The following is a 17,902-nucleotide window of genomic DNA, read 5'->3' on the forward strand; positions in this document are numbered from 1 at the left end:
GGGCAGCAGGGAGTTCCGGTACGGCTGCCCCCCGCACCCTTCCGCTGGTCCCAGTCAGTCCCAGTGGGACGCGACCAGCGCCAGCGCGTCGTCCCGGCCCGTTCCCAGGGAACGGGAGAGCTGCGCGAACTCCCGTGCCAGCGCCTCCAATCGCTCACGGCCCGGGTCGATCTCCCGGATGACGATCGCTCCGCGCCCGCGACGCAGCTCGATCAGGCCCTCGGTGGCCAGGGTCTGGTATCCACGCAGCACGGTGTGGAACGAGATCTGCAGCGAGCGGGCAAGATCCCGGGCGGAGGGCAGCCGGTCGCCAGTACGTAGTCGGCCGGAGACCAGGTTACCGCGGATCTGCGCGGCGATCTGGTCGCCGATGGTCTCCTTGGAGGCCGCGTCGATCTCCACCAGCACTCCTTTATCCCTTCTTCCGCAGCCGGTTGACCAACGAGGCGGCGGAGGCCGCGTCATCCACGGTGATGACGAATTCCCGGCCGCTGGTCAGCGTCAGCCACAGTGCGTCGCCGGGGCGCAGTGCCAAGGCGTGCCGCCCCGGCATGATGCGGTACCCGAAGCCGCCCATGTCCATCAGCCTGGCGTAACCCGCCTCTGCCTTGTCGATCTTCTCCAGCGCCACCGTGCGCACTGGCACCGGGCCGCAGGCCACGCGCACCCCGCCGGCGTCCACGCTGACCCGTACCAGCCCGCAGCCCGCGGTGCAGACGGCGAAGAAGACGGGAGCCCACATCCACCATGCCAGGCCGTTGGCGATCGTCAGCAGGACGACGGCCAGGAGGATGACTCCGGCGACGGGCAGGCACCAGGAGGGCCCGGCGGCGCGGGACCACGTTCCGCGGGTCGTCACCGGCGTACCGCCTTCCGTGCCATCAGCACACCCGCCGCACCGGCCACCACCGCGAGCACGGCGGTGACCGGTCCGTGCAGTGCCCAGTTGATGTTGTACGCCTCCAGCAACTGCGCGTGGTTTAAGCCGCTGCCACGGGCGTCGGCGTGCAGGTCCACGGCGAGGAGGTACGCCTCACCCGCACCGAACCCCCAGCACACGGCGGCGGTGAGCAGGTACTGGCCGTTCGTCTGCGCGCCCTTGATCAGTGCCGGGACGAACACCGCGCCCTGGAACAGGAAGGCAAGGGTCACGATCGCCACGAAGTTCGGCGCCGCCATGAAGCCGTCCGGACCGCCCCACCCTGTGTGCGAGACCACTTCCGCGGGCATACGGTCACGCAGCACCAGCAGCACCACCCACGGCACCACCGCCGCCACCAGCCACGGTGCGGCACCAAGTGCGATCTGTCCCGCCGGCCACCCTGCGCGGTCTCGTCTGGCATCAGTCGTCGTGGTCACGAACTCACCCCTCCTAATTCAATTGTTACCAATCAATCATATTAATGAGGCGAGGCGCACCGGCTGTTTTCAGCCTGCCGGGGGCGACGGTCTCGGATCTCACCGCGGTGCGGCTCCAGGTAGGCAATCTTGATCAAAAGGTGACAATCTGGACGAGAAGGTGGACCAGCTCGCCAAGGAGATGCGCGGCCTGAACGACAAGCTGGACCGCAAACAGGCCCAGATCATCCAGCTGCTGAGCGCCTTGGTCGGCAGGGATCCGAACAAGAGCTGATCAACGTGGCGCCGACGGCTATCGACCTCCTGGAGGGCTTCGCCAAGGTCAATGCTCGCTTCGACGCCCTTGAAACGAAGATGGACGGCCGCCAGGCGCAGATCGTCGAGTTGCTGTCTGCTCTGGTCGGCAAGAACCCGGACGAAAGCTGATCACCCTGGTGGAGGCCGACACGGCCACCATTACCGAGACGCCGAGGGGCCCGGATCCTGTGGATCCGAGCCCTCTTCTATGTGTCGATGCCTGGTGTTCTGTCCGGGGAGGTTGTGGACGGGTGAGCCAGGTCCCGGCTGCTGGATCTTGAATGGGTGAGGCTCGGCAACCTGATGCGCCTGGTCTGGACCGTCATCGCCGGCACCACCCCAACCCTGCAACCCGGCGACCACGGACAGGTCGCCCTCCATCTGACCAGCGACGCCCGAGCCGTTCGCCTGGGGCTGCACCTCAGCTTTCGTCCACACTGGACAGCGCTTCGGCGATAAGGCGGTCTGGGCTGGGCGAACGATCCAGGAGGCTTTGCGCTCCCAGCCGTGGCTGGGAGCGCAAAGTCGAGCTGCTACGTCGGGACCAGGCGATCATCGAAGGGATGATAGGGGTCAGGTATCATTCATTCATGCTGTATCAGACGCCTCGCCTCGACACCGACGACCGTCGGGTCCTGGAGGAGATCGATTCCCTGCGGGACCAGCTACGCCATGCGGTGCAGCAGGTGCCGACGAAGTGGACGCAGGATCTGCGCAAGGCCCTGACGGCCAGCGCGATCGCCGCGTCCAACACCATCGAGGGCTACCAGGTCGATGCCAAGGACGTTGCAGACCTGATGGACGGCGAACGCGACGCGGTGGATGCCAGCGAGGAGAACAAGGCTGAGACGCTGGCCTACCAGCAGGCCATGACCTACATCCAGTCCCTGCACGACGCAGCCGACTTCAGCTACAGCAAGGAACTGCTCAACGCGCTGCACTGGATGCTGCAGGGACATCACCATCCGCTGCGGCTGGCTGGCCGGTGGCGTCGCACTGCGATCCGCATCACCGCCCCCGGCGATGAGCTGGCCACCGATTACGAGGGCCCCGACGTCGACCTGCTGCCCAGCCTGATGGGCGAGCTGGTGGACTGGCTCAACGGCGGCGACCTGGACGCCCATGTCCTGGTGCGGGCGGCGATGGCGCACCTGAACCTGGTGAAGATCCACCCGTGGTCGGACGGGAACGGGCGGATGTCCCGCTCCCTGCAGACGCTGGTCATCGCCCGTGGCGGAGTGCTGGCGCCGGAGTTCTCCTCCATCGAGGAGTGGCTGGGCATGCCGGGCAACACCTGGGAGTACTACAAGGTGCTGCGCGAGGTCGGCGGCCCGGTCTACTCACCGGAGCGCGACACCGGGCCATGGATCCGGTTCAACCTGCTCGCCTACCACCAGCAGACCCAGCGGGTGCAGCGCCGCGTGGAGCGCTCCAACAACTGCTGGATGCAGCTCATGGAGGCCGCCGACACCTTCCGGGTGACGGAGCGGCAGATCACCGCGCTGCACGAGGTGGCGATGGTCGGGCGAGTGCGGCGCTCGCGCTATGAGAAGGCCGAAGCCATCAACACCCAGCAGGCCACCCGGGACCTGCAGGCCCTGACCAAGGCGGGGCTGCTGACGGCGGTGGGGCAGACCAAGGGTCGCCACTACGTCGCCGGCCCCCGCTTCCCCGAGAACGTCCTGGCCGCCGCCCGGCGCCCGCACATCATCACCAACCCCTACGCCCCCTAACCCCGGCCCGAGCCGTCCCTGTTCTCCCGCCTTTCGTGTCCCGCACCGTGATCCGCTCGTGGAGGAGTACGTGAGTTCGCCGTTCCAGCCCTCGCCACCGGTACCGCCTCCGGCCGCAGATCCGGCCGACGACTGGTCCCAGTCGCTCCTGACGGCGACGGTGCTCCCCGATGGCGTGCGCGGCGCGGTGGCACAACAGCAGCCTGTGGTGGTGTTCGTCGCGGGGCAGGCCGGCAGCGGCAAGTCACTCGCGGTCGACATGGTGCATGCGGCGTTGAGCCGGCGGGGCGGCGCGGTGCGGGTGGACCGCGACGCCTACAAGGTCGTTCACCCCCACTACCCCGACTTCCTGGTCCAGGACGTGCGCACCGCAGGAGTGCGGGTGCGGCCGGAGACATACCGATGGCAAGCCGAGGTCGAGGCCCACGTGCGGGCATGCCAGCGTCCAGTCCTCTGGCAGCCGGGGATTGGCAAGGCGCTGTTCAACGAGGAGCACAGCCACGGCGCCCAACTCACTCGCGCGACCTTGCTCCACGCCCGGATGACCCCACCTCGCACACACTGACCCCGGCCCTGGACACCAGCCCTCGGGGAAGACCCCACCGGCTCCCGTGCTCCCTCACGTGCTGGACAGCCGATTCCGGAAGCCGAACAAAACTCCCTTGCCTAATGGTCAATACATGTTGACCATTAGGGGCATGCCTACCGGTGATCTTCCCGAGACGTTCCACGTCACCACTGACGAGCAGCTACGCGCCGTTTCCAATCTCACGCGTCACCGGATCATGGCCGTGCTCCGCTTCGAGCCCGCGACGATTACGCAGATCGCCGAGCGAGTGGGCCTTGCGAAGGGGAGTTCCAGCTACCACGTACGGCTGCTCGAACGGGCCGGCCTGGTGAAGGTGGTACGAACGCGGAAGGTCCGGGGGGTCACCGAGCGGTACTACGCAATGGCCGCGCGGGCGATCGTGCTGCCGGATCCGGGCGAGGGAGGCCCTGATGTGCTGATGCGGCATGCGGTCGCGGACCTGGAGGCAGCGCCGGTGGATGGCGAGCGGCACGTGCGGATGGCGCATCTGCGGCTCACCGAGGAGCAGTTCGCGGAGCTGGGGGCGCGGCTGCAAGCACTGGCGGACGAGTACCGGGAGCTGTCCGATCCGTCGCTGCCGGACGCGTCACTCGTCTTCGCACTGTTCCACCCGGCATCGCGCGAGCAGGCCGAAGGGGACGCCAAGTGACCTCAGACGTTCGGAAGCTGCCGACCGGGTTCGGACGGCTGTGGACTGCGCAGACGGTGTCCTCGCTCGGTGACGGGGTGTCGCATGCCGCGCTGCCGCTGCTCGCGTTGACGTTGACGCGGGATCCGATGGCGCTCGCCGTCGTCACGGCCGCCGGAACGCTGCCGTGGCTGCTCTTCGGGGTGCTCGGCGGTGCGCTGGTGGACCGCTGGGACCGTCGGCGCACGATGTGGGTCACGGACGCGGCGCGGGCGGTGCTGCTCGCGATACCGGCGGCAGCGGCCGCGCTCGACGTGCTGAGCATTCCCCTGCTCGCGGCCGTCTCCTTCCTCCTCGGCCTCGGCGGACTCTTCTTCGACACGGCCGCCACGGCCTATCTACCGGATCTGCTCGGCCGCAACCCTGCGCTCCTGGAGCGCGCCAACTCCCGCCTGCGCGGCACCCAGACCGCCGCGTCCGGCTTCGCCGGGCCGCCCGCGGGCAGTGCCCTGCTCGCGCTCGGGCGGGCGGTTCCGCTGCTCGCCGACGCGGTCTCGTTCGCCCTCTCCGCACTGCTCGTACGGTCGCTGCCTGCCGCACCCCGGCCCGTACCGCAGGCCCGTGAGTCGCTGCTGCGGCAGGCGCGGGCCGGCGCCTCGTACGTATTGAGGGATCAGTTGCTTGGGCTCGCGCTGCGTCCGGCGGTCGGGAACATCGCCTTCCTCGCCGTGGAGACCGTACTCGCCCTCTTCGCGCACGACCGTCTCGGAATCGGCACCTTCGGCTTCGGTCTGCTCCTCACGGCGGAGGCCACCGGCGGTCTGCTCGGCGCGGGCATAGCCTCCTTCCTCGGCCGACGACTCGGCACCGGCGCCGCGCTGACCTGCACGGCCGCGGTCGAGGGACTCGCCATCCTGGGCCTTGCCGCCGCCCCGAACCCGTACGTCGCCGGCCTCGCGCTCGCCGTCTGCGGAGCGGGTATGGGCGCCACGATGGTGCTCGGCCCCTCCCTCCGACAGGCGATCGTCCCCGCTCACCTGATGGGCCGGGTCGCCTCCACCTCCCGCATGTTCGCCATGTGCGCCGCCCCGTTCGGCGCCTTCCTCGGCGGCTGGCTGGCCACCACCTACGACGTACGCACCCCGCTCTACGCCGCCGCCGGCCTCCTCCTCACCATGACCACCGTCACCGCGACCATGACCAGCAACCGCCGGGTTGAGGCGGCGCTGCGTGCCGCCGACCCGGCCGATGATCCAGATCACCCGGAATCCCAGGATCCCGTTCAGGAGCGTGCTATTTACTGACTTCAGCTCGTTGGGGTGAATCCTTGCGAAGTCGCTGATGGGTGTGGGTGGGTGGCTGTATTCGTGGTCTGTGAGATATGCGGATGGGGGCGGGCTGACTCCTGCGGGGCGTCAGCGCCGGGAGACGGTACGGATGCAGGCGGCTGAACTGTTCCAACAGAGGGTCAAGCCGTCGGAAGTCGCACGGCGGCTTCGGGTGAGCGTGAAGTCGGCTTATCAGTGGCATCAGTTGTGGCGGGACGGTGGTGTGCAGGCTCTGGCCTCCCGCGGTCCGAGCGGGAGCCGGTGCCGGCTGTCCCCACGGTGTCTGGAGAAGCTGGCCGTGTATCTGGAGGAGGGGCCGGCTGCTCACGGCTGGGTGGAAGACCAGGTGTGGACCGCATCGAGGGTGGCCACGTTGATCGGCAGGAAGTTTCACATCTCCTACAGCGTCTCGGGTGCCACCCGGTTGATGCACCGGCTCGGGTTCTGTCCGCAGGTGCCTGCCCGGCGGGTCGCCGAGCGCGACGAGCAGGCCGTGAGCGTGTGGCGGGAGGTGACCTGGGCGGAGGTAAAAGGACCCGGGCGGCCTGCCGGGGCTATGTCTGCTTCGAGGACGAAGCCGGCTTCACCCGACGGCCGCCCCGGGGACGGACGTGGGGCCGACGCGCAGTGACTCCGGTCGTCACCGTCAGCGGCCGGCGTTCGGGACGGCTGTCGGTGGCCGGGCTGATCGCGCGATGCGGCCGGGTTCCCGAACCCGGCTGTGTCACCGCCTTCGGACCCACCCCGCCGGCAAGAGAACACGTCGCAGCATGGGCGAGCGGGACTTCATCGCGCTGATCGACGGAGTCCACCAGCTGGTCAAGGCCCCGATCGTGCTCGTGTGGGACCGGCTGAACACCCACGTCTCCCGCAGGATGCACGACCTCGTGGCCGAGCGTGACTGGCTGACGGTATTCCTGCTGCCCGCCTACTCACCCGACCTCAACCCCGTCGAGTGGGTATGGGCCCACATCAAACACAGCCTGGCCAACCTCGCCGTCATGGCCCTGGACCGACTCGAAGCCCTCGTCCGCAACCGACTCAAACACCTCCAGTACCAGCCCGACACCCTCGACGGCTTCATAGCAGGAACCCGCCTCGCCCTCGACACCCCAACATCACCCTGACCAGCCGAAGTCAGTAGTCACCGCTTCTGCGGCAACTTTCGCAACCCGCGATGGCGACACCAGGCGCGCCGCACAGCAGCGCCAGCTGCTAGAGAGCGCCCGATCACCTCGTCGACGATGCGCAGAAACCTTCCCCGACTGACCGGACGCCTGCCGAGACCCAGCGACAGCGCTCCAGCTGGCCCGCGGGCCGGCTCTCACCTGCTTGGGACGACAAGCTGCCTCTGTGGCAGCTGTCGTGCCTTGGCTCAATGGCGACGGCTTGGAACCCCTGGGTGCCGCTTCCCTAGAAGTCGAGCTCCACGTAGTCGATGTCAGTGAACTCCACCAACAGCCCGTCGGCGCGGCGGCCGCTGTCTTTGAAGTAGATCTCCTGCAGGCCTTCGGCGGCGATGTTCTGGAGCTGTTGCTCGGTGGCGCCGGTGGCCTGGGCGTCGAAGAGCCGCGCAGCGTAGTCGGGCGGGAGGTGTTGGGTGATCAGGCGGATCCGTCCGTCATCGGTCGTGCCGGGAGCGGCGGTGAAGCCGAAACGCGCCCGCGTCTCGATGGTGATTCCGGTGCGCTGGGCCGCCCGCTGCTGGGCCTTCTGGCGCACCCTCGGCTGCCAGCGCTTGCGGACTTCGCGTTCTATGCGGGCGGCGAGTTCGCGTCGGGGGCGGCGGATCTGGTCCTTGATGTACCGCTCCACCGTGCGCTGTGAGATGCCCAGGAGTTGTGCGACGGCTTTGGTGGAGCCCTTGTGCTGCTTGACCAGGTACCGCATCTGCGCGCCCGCGCTCTTGGGGATCGGGCGGGTGGCGGTGGCTTCCGCGGCCTTCTCCAAGCTGTCGCCGATGATGCCCACCTCGGTCTCCTACTCTCCGTCGCGCACGGCGTCGGTGCCCTTGATGTGCCGTGCAGGGTTGATCTGTTCGTCTTCGATCATGGAGGCCAGCCACAGGAAGTCCTGGGTGCCTTCGTGCTTGACCATGCCGGGTGACACGCCGAGCCGGAACCCGCCGGGCAGCGGCTTGCCCTCGGGGGTGTGCGGCAGGAAATCGAGCGGGCTGCAGCCGTGAGAGAGGTAGACGGCACAGTCGGACAGAATCGCCACCGGGTAGTGGCCGGCGGCGGCGAGCTTGGTCATCTTGCGGTGCATGTTGGTGCGGGCCTTACCGATCAGTTCGGCACGGATGTGCGGGCTCCACGTCGGCCGCTCCAGCGCCGGCCAGCGCTCGCCAAACTGGTGCTTCGCGCTCTGCGGCCGCTCGCGCAGCTTGCCGATGCCGCCCTTCACGGTGGACTTGATGGCCGACAGCACCGCTGCCTGCCCCGGGTCGACGTCCTTGTGGCCCGCCATTGCGGCCAGGAAGTCCTCCTCGGCCATACCGGTGGTGACGCCGAGGTCGTTCATGGTGGCCATGTAGGCGTCGCGGAGGCGGGTGTACCAGGGGTCGAGGTAGGCGCCGTGCTCGTGACGGACGTAGGCCTCGGTCGGGCGTACCTGGGCGCCGAGTTCGACGGCGTAGGCGACGGTCGAGGTCGAGTACCAGGCGGGCCCGGTGGGGCGGGTGCCCTTCGGGGTGAAGGGCGAGGGAAGGCGGGGGTCGAGGTCGATGTGGGAGAGGTCGACCAGCCACGAGCCGGGCAGCTTCGGGTCGAAGGTCGGATGCTGGACGTGGGTGGCGGGGCCGAGGCCGACGTTGAGGCGGTTGGCGGCCGCGGCGAAGGCCATGTTGACGTCGATGCCGACCGCGTGGGTGTAGCCCTGGGTGCACTCCTCGTCGGTCAGCGGGCGGAACCAGTCGTAGGCCTCCTCATCGAGGACCTCGTCCGGGGTGCGCTCGTGGAAGCGGGGGTAGAGGGCTGCGGCGACCGGGTGCTCCATCGGTGCCTCCGGCGGCGCCGGATCCACCGTCTCAGTCAGCGAGCCCGGCACCGGGCCCGAGACCCACGCGCCGGTGGCCTCGTCCTTGACCGCGCGGGTCGGCGGTCGCAGCGCGGTCATCAGCTCCAGGCCGCACACGGCAGTCGAGCCCCGCGGCGTGATGACCCTGCTCGCGTACGAGCCCAGTACCCGCGCGAGTTCGACCGGCGGCAGCTGGTCGGTGTTCCCCCAGGAGCGGGAGTCGAGGGCGCCCCAAGGCAGAACGGCCACCTGTACGCACTGCCGCCGCCCGCCTTCGGCTGGTCGGTAGATCCGTGCCCAGGGTCCGAAGCCGCGGCGGGTCAACTTCCACTTCGCACGCGCGAGCTGCTTGACGACCTTGTGGTCCTCCGCGAGCCGCAGGCCACGCCGGTCCTCCAACTCCGCCGGCAGTCCGAACCGCTCGGCGGCCGCGGCGGTCAGCACGATCAGCGGATCGGAGTCCTTGCCGCTGCGGTGCAGACGGGGCGCGCCGAGCTGCGCCTCCGACAGCGTCCAGTCCACGAGGGCCGGGATGGTCTTTGCGGGGCAGTCCAGGACCAGGCCACCTACGCAGTACAGCGTCCCGTCCCCGTCCAGCACACCTAGCGGGCCATGAGCGAAACGCGGATCAGCCTCAGCTTCCGCTTTGGGCGCCGGGGTGGGCAGTGTCTTGCGTACGGGTTTCCGCGTGGTGGGGCGGCGGGACGTGGCGGCCGCCTTCTTCGCCGTCGGCGACGGCGGCTCCGGCTCGGCCGGAGTGACGGAGATGTCGGCGGGCGCGGTGGGAGCGGCGTCGGCGGGTGCAGTGGGTGCGGGGAAGCGCTTGGCGAGACCCTCCAGCAGCCGGGCGTAGGCGGCGCGTTTCGGCGGCCGCGGCTCGGTCTTGCCCGCCTCCCAGTTCCCCACCGCCTCACGCCGGGCACCTAGGGCATTGGCGACCTGCTCCTGACTCAAGCCGGCGGCTTCCCGCAGCCGCTTGCGCTCATTGGGCAGTGGCAGGTCATCCTGGTCGATGTGCTCCAGCAGCGTATCCACCGCACTGAACAGCTCGTTCCCCATGGACACAGAGTTCACCTCCAGGGCCACCCTATCTCAAGCCGACATCGAATCGCGCATTGAATCGCGCTCCCGGCCCATAGCGTCCCGGCCGCTAATCGCCCGGAGCCCCAGACTGTGGTCCGCTTCTACCGGCCCTGGTGATTTGCTCAGCAGACTGTGGGCAATTCTGAGCACCGCGGCGCCTGCTCGGATGGCCTTGAAGTAGCGCATGCAGGGCGCCGAGGCACCGGTTACAGAGGGGTGCTCACAGATCAGCGGTGGTCGACCTCGTCGAGCAGCAGGGCGACGGCGCCGGTGGCCGGCACTCGCACCTCGGCTTGAGCGCGACATTCCCGGGAGGGCCTTTGGCGGGGAACCCCGATTCCGGATGGTGGTGCCTCATTGGCCCTATTGGCCCTTCGGGAAGGTCCAATCCCCCTTGGGGGGCTGGGTTTGGTTGCGATAGTGCATCGCAATCCCCCGTTTTGCGATGCACTATCGCAACCCTGTCGGCCGAGATCGCTCGACATCCGGCTGGCGCTAGCTAGTCGAGCACTTTCCGTGGATCACTCACAACTTGGAGGTGGTGGATGCTGCCCGAATGTGCAGCACCTGCAACTGGAGTGGCCCTCCATTTCACTTACCGCAATGAGTCCGCGGCCGTTCGGTCGCTTCCACATGCCCGCCGCCGGGGAGGAACACGGCCGCGACATGCGAGCCGCGGAGGCCACACGGAACGGCGGTGTCGACGGGCAGAGCAGCACCGCGATGCGCAACCCCACGCGATGCCCACCTCTCGCTGGCCGTCAAGAGTTCGCGATCAGGGGCGAGTCAGTCGATGATCGTGAAGGCGCCGAGTCGAAGGCCCCATGGCCTTCCGAAGAGGGGGACACCCGTAGTGATGCGAACGGACAATTCCGTCCGCGCGCCCGCGGCATCTCCGTGGGAGGGAACGCTCAGCTTGCGCACCGCACCGTCTCCACGCGTGGCGACACCAGCGCCCGCCCTCTGAAGCACCTGACCCACACGTCGCGTGTAGGCATCCCACAGCAGAGGGTCTGCCTCGAACTCGTCCAGGAGCGCCTTCTGCTCTGGTTGAACGGCGTGCGCATAGCGCGTCAGTACTTCCCCGAAATCCGTCAGGGCGGGGATCAACCAGCGTTCATACCAGTCCACCAAAGTGACGCGGGCGTCCGGGTGAAATGCCACGTACCGCAGCCAATTGACAGTGGGGTGGCTGAGTGAGTCCGCAGGAACATGGCGGAAGAGTTCGTGAAAGGAACTGCTGCAGGTGATGACGTCCCAGGCGCCGTCCATCAGCGCCGTGGGGGCGGCCTGGTGTGTGACGTGCTCGCGTGCCCAGCGTGCGCATCGCCCCGTTACCTCCGCCGGGAGATTCACACCGAGAGGGAGCGGTTCGCGCCTGGTGACGAGGATGTCGAGGTACTGTGCTACCCACACACTCATCGTCAGGACACGGGCCAGGCCGGGAAGGTATTCGCTCCTGGGTTTCGCCTCGTCCCCTTCGTACTTGCGGAGGGTGCGATCCGTCCTCACGGGTAGGTGGGCTCCGCGCAGGACGGTGTGCCGCGGGAGACCGAGCCGCTCGCGGTAGGCGCGCAGGAGTTGGCCGGGCGTGAGAGCACGGTCGGGCCCGGGCATGACTGCCTGTTCGGGGGCGGTGATGATCGCGGGGTGATCGTCATGGGGGCCGTCGACGGCTGCCGGGCATGGTGCCCGGGAAGGGGCCGGGGTGACGTTCCCGGGATACGGGCCGAGGAGTGTCAGTTTGAAGAGCTGATAGCCGCACTCCTGGGCATGCCCGGGGCTCATGACCGTGAGCAGGATCGACATCGTCTTCCCATCGATGAGGACGGGGCGCTCGTCGACGTCTCCTTGCAGGATCGCGTCCGTACCGTGGTCCGTGAGCTCCTGGCGGGCACGGTTGACGTAGAGGTCCTCCAGGAAATCGTCTTCGGCGATGCGTCGCCTTATGTCCCGCAGGTGGGGATTCTCCGGGTGCAGGTCGTAGTGCCACGCGACTTGCGTGACGGCTGTGACGAGCCATTTCTCCCAGTCGGGGAACATCTGCGCCGCGGCGGGGTGGAACAAGAGGAAGCGCATCGGGTTGTCCAGGGGGTGGTCCCTGGGGTGCGGGGGGATCGCGTCAAAGATCTGTGCCCAGGCCGCGTTGAAATGCCTGGTGTGCCAGCCACCGTCCATCAGGACGACGGGGTCCTGATGGGTGTGGACATGGGCGTCCGCCCACCGTGCGGTGACCCGGTCGAGTGCGGGGTCCACCTCAAGGGCCTTGAGGGCCGGCGGGGCGCCGGTAACCAGCTGAAACAGTTGGTCTTTGGCTACGGGGCCCATGCGCAGCTGCTCACGCAGCGCGTACATGGTCGCCATGCTCATACGGGCGTTGTCGGTTTCCAGGTCGCTGTAGCCCCGTGGGCTGTGGCCGTGTTGGAAGGCGAAACTCTCCCGGCTGGTGTAACCGAGCCGGATGCGGTGGGAGCGCAGCATCTCCCCGGCGGTGATCGGAGGGAGCGGCCTCGGGATCCCTGGCTCACGATGGCCGAGAATATGATTCATGACGTTCTCCGAACAGCGTGGCGCGTCCGAGCGTTGGTGCAGGTCAGGGGAGCGTAGTACAGGGTTTGCTGGTGAGCTTCGCGGAAGGCGCGCCTCACCGCGATCCACTCACGACGACCACCGGCGCGGCGTTGGCGTCCCGCCAGGTCTGCCGAAATGGCTCGTGGCGCGTGTGCGACTGCGGGTCGTTGCCCACGTGCCTGTCCATGCCCCACCCGGCCCCGGCCCTCGGGCTCCCCGTTACGGTGACCGGCGACGTAACGGCAGCTGAGGAAGGCACACTTGTGGCATCGGTGGGGAAGGACGGGCGGACAAGGAAGTCCCTGATGCGGGTGCACCGGGAGTCCGCTGATCCCGAGAGGGTGGGCTCGATCCTCCACGAGTTGGGGTTTCAGGAGCTGGATCTGTTGCCCACCAAGCGCTTCACCCAACCCGACATGGCGTTTGCCCTGAGCGTCTCGCCCATCACCTACGAAAACTACGAGCGCTTGGTGAAGGGCACGGGCAAGCCGACGCGGAGGATGCCGGTCGACAAGCTGCTGCTCTTCGGCAAGCTCTGCGGTCTGAACGACGTTGAGGAACTCGACAGGCTCTGGAGCGAGGCCCGTGGCACCAACTTCCCACGGACCTCCAACCTGGTCGGCCTGGACGTCCCGGACGAACTGCGCGACCTGATCGTCGACGACACGAGTGACATCGTTGCCCGCGCGGAGACCCGACGTGCGTCGGCGCTGCGGGGCGCGGCGCTCCGCGTGATCGCTCACGGACTCCAGAATGCCTCCGGTGCGGACCCCAACCCCTACACGGCCGCGTTTCCCGAGGCGGCCGCCACCTTGGCGAGGGCCTTCGCTCAGGACCACGTGCGCGCCGACGTCGGAGGTGATGTCGTCATGCGGGCCGTGCGGGCGGTCGAGGTCTCGCTGCGACCCACCATGCGAGATTGGGTGGATTGGGAGCTGCGGCGCCTGGACACCACACCAGCACCCCGGCGTCCCTAGCGGCCTAAACACGGCCACCACCGCCGGCCGCCGCGTACAGCGTGGACGAGGTGGCCATGGACGAGGTGGCTTCCGCGTCGAGTCGGTCACGTAGCCGCTGGAAGACGGCAGCGGCCCGGGCGTGGTCGTCGAGAGAGGCCCATACCCCGTCCTGCCTCATGACCCCGGCCGCCGCTGCGGTGCGCTCGGACGGTCTGCGTGGCGACAGCGGGTCCCGCGGTGGCAGCGACGTGAGGAAGAACTGCTCTGGCTCGCGGAGCCGGTAGGTCCACCGCGGACCCGCGTCGGACGGCCGCCGTCGCGACGCGAGCTTGTTCAGTGCGGCGCGCAGCGGGCCGGCCAACTGCTGCTCATAGCGGGCGAAGGCTGCGCCGAAGCGTGCGATCCATATCGCCGGCTTGGCGGCGTGCCGCAGCCCATCGTCGTCAGCGTGCGCCTGGCGGCGCGGCTGGACGGCGTAGCTGGGCAGCATCACGAGGCCCTGCTGGGCGCGCTGGCGCAGGCCTGCACGGATGTAGGCGACCACGTCGCGCGGTCGTTGAGGGACGCGCCAGCTGGACAGCTCGCGAGCCGATTCCTGCCAGCTGTAGCCCGCCTGGATCAGCGGCCGCACCGCGTAGCCCAACCGCCGCACACAGGCGTGCTGGAGCCACCAGACCTCCAGCCGCAGCATCCTGGCATAGGCGATGCCGGCTTCGGCTTCGCGCGCGGTGACGCCGGTGGTGCCGGCCGCGCGCCGCTGCCGACGGGACGACGGCGTGCTCCGCGTGCGCGGTGTCTTGGTCTCTCCTCCTACAGGTACAGGTACGTCGGGGGGAGCCGAGTACAAGAAGGGGTCCGGGGTGGTCTCCGGTACCGACGGCCTGGCCCGTGCGATGGCCAGCTGTCGGCCCGCGGCGGTGTATCCGCGGATGCGGGATCGGTAGCCGTGGCCGTCGCGCACCTTGCCCATGGCCTCGTCCCACGCGGGCGGGGCGCAGGGGGCGTAGATGGTCGCGGTGCCGCGGTAGCCGTCGCCGATGCGGTACCGGTGGCCCAAGCGGTCGCGCAGGACGTTGCGCCGGGAGCCGTGGCTGACCCAGACCAGCAGGCCCAGCTCACGCAGGACTCGCACGTGTTCGGCGATCGTGCTGCGCCCCAGTCGGAGCCGCCGCGTCATGTCCCGCCAGGCGTAGGCGACATGACCGTCCCGGCTGCCGCCCATCCGGGAGGCGAGGTCCCGGGCGACGACCAATGTGGTGCTGGTGGCTCTCGGGTGCCGGTGCCGGGCCAGCATGAAGTTCACCGCTTCAACGAATTCGTCGGCATCGCGCAGCCGGCGAGAACACGTGGTGTGAACGTGCTGGTCAGAGACCTCGGTGATCAACTGCGCCGTGTGTTTTCGGGCAGGGTGAGTCGGGGTCGCTGTCGGGAGGACCTGGCAGCGACCACAGGTTTGCTGCATCATAGGCAGCGCACAACTCCTAGATGAGGGTGTACCAACCCCGCCGTCTCGGTGGGGTGTTGGTTCTGGCAGAACCTGTTCGACCCGGGCTCCACCCGGGCCCACGTCTTGGGCGGCAACCCGATCCGTGGGGTGTTATGGCCCGACCGCTGGTCCGTACGGTGTTGGCGCACCGTGGGGGTTGGCGGTCTGCAGCGCTGGCTGTGGGCGGGTCAGTTCACGGCCGCCTCCCCTGCACTGACAGGAGGCGGCGCCGTCTCCGCATGCGTGCCCGTGGTCGTCGTGCGGCGACTCGCGGAGTGGGTCGTGCCCGGTGGTCGGCCACGGTCGGGGTGTGCGTGAGGGCGTGACCGTTGTCCCCAATGCGCTGCAACTGGCGTGAAAAGGGCCGGATTACAGGGTCCAGATTCGCCCGGTTCACCAGACCGGGGGCGTCCGCGTGCGGTGGTGCTGGGAGCAGACGACTGGCCACGGACGGACGCGCCTCGAGCTGTTTCGTGAAGAAGTGGTTGCGGTGCCCGTGCCAGGCGTCAGCACATAGCCGCTCCAGTAAGGGAAGCTGGCGATGGCTGTGGCGGAGGGTCTCCTGGCGGCCGGTGGCCTCGTGCAGTGCGCGCAGCAGCCGGTCGCGGTAGCCGGTGGGCGTGCTGAGCGGCCTGTGGGTCGGCCACCTGGACTTCGCGAACGGCGGTACAGGGAGCGTCCGGTGTCCTCGCATCTCGGTGGAGGCGCACAGACCGGCTTGTTCCATCGCGGCGCGGTGCCGGTGGCCCTCGGGGCGTCCCGCCGTGCGTCGACACAGCCGCTGAAGCGCATGTGGACCACGACCGCCCTGCGGCACGGCCTTCAGCGTCGGGAAAGCCATGCTGACGTCGGCGGGTAAATCAGGGGCAAGGGGCGCTATCGGGCGCACATGACCTCCGGAACGCAGAGGAAATGACGGGGTGGGTGACAGGCGACGCCGTCGAGGAGTGCCGGGATTGGCGCCCTGACACTCTTGGGAGGGAGGGCGTGCCCCTGCCGCGAGGCTTGGGGCACGGAGTGCTCCTTCGGTGCGTCAGGCAGTGATGTGCATCCGTGGCTGCCCGGTCAGGTGGAGGCTCATGGCTCCCGCGGTGTCCATCACGGCCTGGATGCAGCGAGCACGAGCGGTTGCCGACGTGGTCCGCGGCGACATCACCGCGACCGACCCGGCGACCGTGGAGCCACGCATCACGGGAGCCGCGATGTAGACATGGGTCTCCACCGGTGCCGGGCCGATGGCGTGGCCGCCGGCCCGAATCTGATCGAGTCGCCGGGCCAGCTCCCTGGTTCGCGGGCGATCGTGCAGGCCCGCGCGGATCACCAGGCCGGGAGCGTCTGCCTCCAGCGGGGCGATGTCCAGGTCGTCGTGGACGACCGGGGAGTGGGGGCCCCAGGCGCGCTCCGCGCAGACGCGCTGCGGATGGCGGTCGAGATAGAAGGGATGGAAGAGCAGCGCGATCTGCCCCGTCCTGACCTGGAGCTGGGTGAGCTGCCCCTGGACCCTCTGAGACGGCTGGGGCGTAGGACCGTCGCTCGGCGCGTTCCAGACCAGTTCGTAGGTACCCCTGCTCGGCTGACGAACCGCGGGTTCCTCCGTGGCGGCCAGGGCACGCAGGTATCGGCACACGGTGCTGCTGTCCATGTCTGTCGCGGACGTGACCTCGCGCAGGTGGGCCTGTCGGCCAGCGTCATGCTGCACCTGCGCCAGGGCCCGCAGCACCTGCACGGTGCGTCCCACGATCAGCCCGGTCCGGGATGCCGCTCTGTCGGGAGCAGCGGGTACGTCGGGTACTTCTTCGAGCATATGAGCCCCCTCATGATTGCAGGAAGACGGAGAGGTCCGGTCAACCCCCCGGTTCCGCGGAGCGATTCTCATGCGCTCCTCTACGGATGACCAGGCAGAAAAATTTCCCATACGAAACGTATGAGAGCGCCTTGCTGCTGGTCGTCGTCATGCTTTACGCCGGCTTGCGTGCCACCGCCGCCCATTTCGAGTCTGAGATGTCGTCGATCCCCAAGGAGTCGACGTGGGGCCGCATGGCTGTGCCCGGGATGTGCGGCACCAGGATGTCCGGTCGCCAGGAGTGGGACATGACGAGCCCAGGTGCAAGCAGTTCCATTCCGTCAAAGAACCTCAGAATGCTCTCTCGGTCTCGTAGGTGTAGTGGTCCATCACCGCTGTTGCCGTTGTAGACGTCGGCCACCCTGCCCATGTCCCTCACGTCGCCCGTGGGGTGGTTCAAGGTCATGTAACTGCCGGGCGCCAGTACTTCCACGTAGCGGGCCACGACGTCATGGGGCCGGGAGGTATCGGGCACGAAGGGCAAAATGTTGTTGAACAGCAGGCCGACGGGGCGGCTGAGGTCCAGCATCTCGGTGACCTGCGGGGAGTTGAGAACACTCTCCGGGTCGGTCATATCGGCGGCCAGGAACCGGACATGGTCCGCGGGCGAGACGCTCAGCTCGACGTCCCAGTGATCCGCCACGATGGGGTCGTTGTCGACGAGCACCACCCGTACGTCGCTCGACTCGTGTCTCGCGATCTGATGTATGTCTGGCTCAAGTGGCAGCCCGCAACCCACATCGAGGAACTGGTCGACGCCGTGGTGTGCGGCGAGGTCGTACACCATGCGTTCTGCGCAATGTCGCGCCGACCAGGCGCTGGCTTTGGCATTGAGCCCGTGGGCCCCGTACTCGGCCTCAATCCCCTTGGCGACCGCAATATCGCTCCTGAACGGCCCCTTGGCGCCGAGCAGCGCGAAGTACACCCTCCCCGGCTGCGGTTCTTCGTTCGTGACTGAGCGGTCGCTCCCGCTTGTCATGTTCCCCCTCGCATGTACGCGTTCCTCCCAAC

At 68.3% G+C, this 17,902-nt stretch carries 16 protein-coding genes and 1 pseudogene; 8 read left to right on the top strand and 9 right to left on the bottom strand.

Annotated features, from left to right (window positions below; genetic code table 11):
• Nucleotides 1-54: 54 nt before the first annotated feature.
• From AB0C96_RS35635 to AB0C96_RS35645, 3 genes are read right to left on the bottom strand one after another with little or no spacing between them, the layout of a single operon-like run.
• Nucleotides 55-408 carry a GntR family transcriptional regulator gene (locus AB0C96_RS35635; RefSeq protein WP_362923412.1) on the bottom strand — a complete coding sequence of 118 codons (354 nt, stop codon included), beginning with the start codon at nucleotides 406-408 and terminating at the stop codon, nucleotides 55-57.
• A 4-nt stretch (nucleotides 409-412) separates the two neighbouring features.
• On the bottom strand, nucleotides 413-859 hold the full coding sequence (locus AB0C96_RS35640) for a hypothetical protein (RefSeq protein ID WP_362923414.1): 447 nt from the start codon (nucleotides 857-859) through the stop codon (nucleotides 413-415).
• Nucleotides 856-1,359, bottom strand: a complete 504-nt coding sequence (locus AB0C96_RS35645) for a hypothetical protein (RefSeq protein ID WP_362923415.1) — start codon at nucleotides 1,357-1,359, stop codon at nucleotides 856-858. The genes AB0C96_RS35640 and AB0C96_RS35645 overlap by 4 nt, the downstream gene beginning before the upstream one ends.
• A gap of 279 nt (nucleotides 1,360-1,638) precedes the next feature.
• Between AB0C96_RS35645 and AB0C96_RS35650 the strand changes: the two genes are divergently transcribed.
• The 7 genes and pseudogenes from AB0C96_RS35650 (at nucleotide 1,639) to AB0C96_RS35680 (ending at nucleotide 7,061) form a co-directional block, all read left to right on the top strand.
• The gene (locus tag AB0C96_RS35650) at nucleotides 1,639-1,785 is read left to right on the top strand and encodes a hypothetical protein (protein ID WP_362923417.1); all 147 of its coding nucleotides are present in this window, start codon (nucleotides 1,639-1,641) and stop codon (nucleotides 1,783-1,785) included.
• A gap of 461 nt (nucleotides 1,786-2,246) precedes the next feature.
• Nucleotides 2,247-3,389, top strand: coding sequence for a Fic family protein (locus tag AB0C96_RS35655; protein ID WP_362923419.1), 1,143 nt, complete (start codon nucleotides 2,247-2,249; stop codon nucleotides 3,387-3,389).
• Nucleotides 3,390-3,459: 70 nt separating this feature from the next.
• Nucleotides 3,460-3,954 (top strand): zeta toxin family protein, encoded by a 495-nt coding sequence (locus AB0C96_RS35660; protein WP_362923421.1) that lies wholly within the window; start codon nucleotides 3,460-3,462, stop codon nucleotides 3,952-3,954.
• 133 nt (nucleotides 3,955-4,087) lie between these two features.
• Nucleotides 4,088-4,627, top strand: coding sequence for a winged helix-turn-helix domain-containing protein (locus AB0C96_RS35665; RefSeq protein WP_362923423.1), 540 nt, complete (start codon nucleotides 4,088-4,090; stop codon nucleotides 4,625-4,627).
• Entirely contained in the window at nucleotides 4,624-5,910 is a 1,287-nt protein-coding gene (locus AB0C96_RS35670; protein WP_362923425.1) for an MFS transporter, read from the top strand. The genes AB0C96_RS35665 and AB0C96_RS35670 overlap by 4 nt, the downstream gene beginning before the upstream one ends.
• Nucleotides 5,911-5,980: 70 nt before the next feature.
• Nucleotides 5,981-6,565 (top strand): winged helix-turn-helix domain-containing protein, encoded by a 585-nt coding sequence (locus AB0C96_RS35675; protein ID WP_362923427.1) that lies wholly within the window; start codon nucleotides 5,981-5,983, stop codon nucleotides 6,563-6,565.
• 38 nt (nucleotides 6,566-6,603) lie between these two features.
• Nucleotides 6,604-7,061 (top strand): annotated as a pseudogene (locus AB0C96_RS35680) (transposase).
• 286 nt (nucleotides 7,062-7,347) lie between these two features.
• Here the strand turns inward: AB0C96_RS35680 and AB0C96_RS35685 are convergent.
• The 3 genes from AB0C96_RS35685 to AB0C96_RS35695 all read right to left on the bottom strand — a co-directional run bounded on the left by AB0C96_RS35685 (nucleotide 7,348) and on the right by AB0C96_RS35695 (nucleotide 12,690).
• Nucleotides 7,348-7,905, bottom strand: coding sequence for an XRE family transcriptional regulator (locus AB0C96_RS35685; protein WP_362923429.1), 558 nt, complete (start codon nucleotides 7,903-7,905; stop codon nucleotides 7,348-7,350).
• A gap of 9 nt (nucleotides 7,906-7,914) precedes the next feature.
• Nucleotides 7,915-10,008, bottom strand: coding sequence for a helix-turn-helix domain-containing protein (locus AB0C96_RS35690; RefSeq protein WP_362923431.1), 2,094 nt, complete (start codon nucleotides 10,006-10,008; stop codon nucleotides 7,915-7,917).
• An 810-nt stretch (nucleotides 10,009-10,818) separates the two neighbouring features.
• The gene (locus AB0C96_RS35695; protein ID WP_362923433.1) at nucleotides 10,819-12,690 is read right to left on the bottom strand and encodes a hypothetical protein; all 1,872 of its coding nucleotides are present in this window, start codon (nucleotides 12,688-12,690) and stop codon (nucleotides 10,819-10,821) included.
• Nucleotides 12,691-12,908: 218 nt separating this feature from the next.
• Here AB0C96_RS35695 and AB0C96_RS35700 point away from each other — a divergent pair, with 218 nt between their 5' ends.
• Nucleotides 12,909-13,580: a hypothetical protein gene (locus AB0C96_RS35700; protein ID WP_362923435.1), complete on the top strand. Its 672-nt coding sequence runs from the start codon at nucleotides 12,909-12,911 to the stop codon at nucleotides 13,578-13,580.
• A gap of 4 nt (nucleotides 13,581-13,584) precedes the next feature.
• Here AB0C96_RS35700 and AB0C96_RS35705 read toward each other — a convergent pair whose 3' ends face one another.
• From AB0C96_RS35705 to AB0C96_RS35715, 3 genes are all read right to left on the bottom strand, one after another.
• Complete coding sequence (locus tag AB0C96_RS35705; protein ID WP_362923437.1) at nucleotides 13,585-14,865, bottom strand: hypothetical protein; 1,281 nt, start codon at nucleotides 14,863-14,865, stop codon at nucleotides 13,585-13,587.
• Between the two features lie 1,216 nt (nucleotides 14,866-16,081).
• Nucleotides 16,082-16,852, bottom strand: a complete 771-nt coding sequence (locus AB0C96_RS35710; protein WP_362923439.1) for a hypothetical protein — start codon at nucleotides 16,850-16,852, stop codon at nucleotides 16,082-16,084.
• A 154-nt stretch (nucleotides 16,853-17,006) separates the two neighbouring features.
• A complete protein-coding gene (locus tag AB0C96_RS35715; RefSeq protein WP_362923441.1) occupies nucleotides 17,007-17,870 on the bottom strand; it encodes an SAM-dependent methyltransferase in 864 nt (287 codons plus the stop codon).
• Nucleotides 17,871-17,902: the final 32 nt, after the last annotated feature.

Origin of the sequence: Streptomyces sp. NPDC048506 (assembly GCF_040651315.1) — a bacterium.
GTDB lineage: Bacteria > Actinomycetota > Actinomycetes > Streptomycetales > Streptomycetaceae > Streptomyces.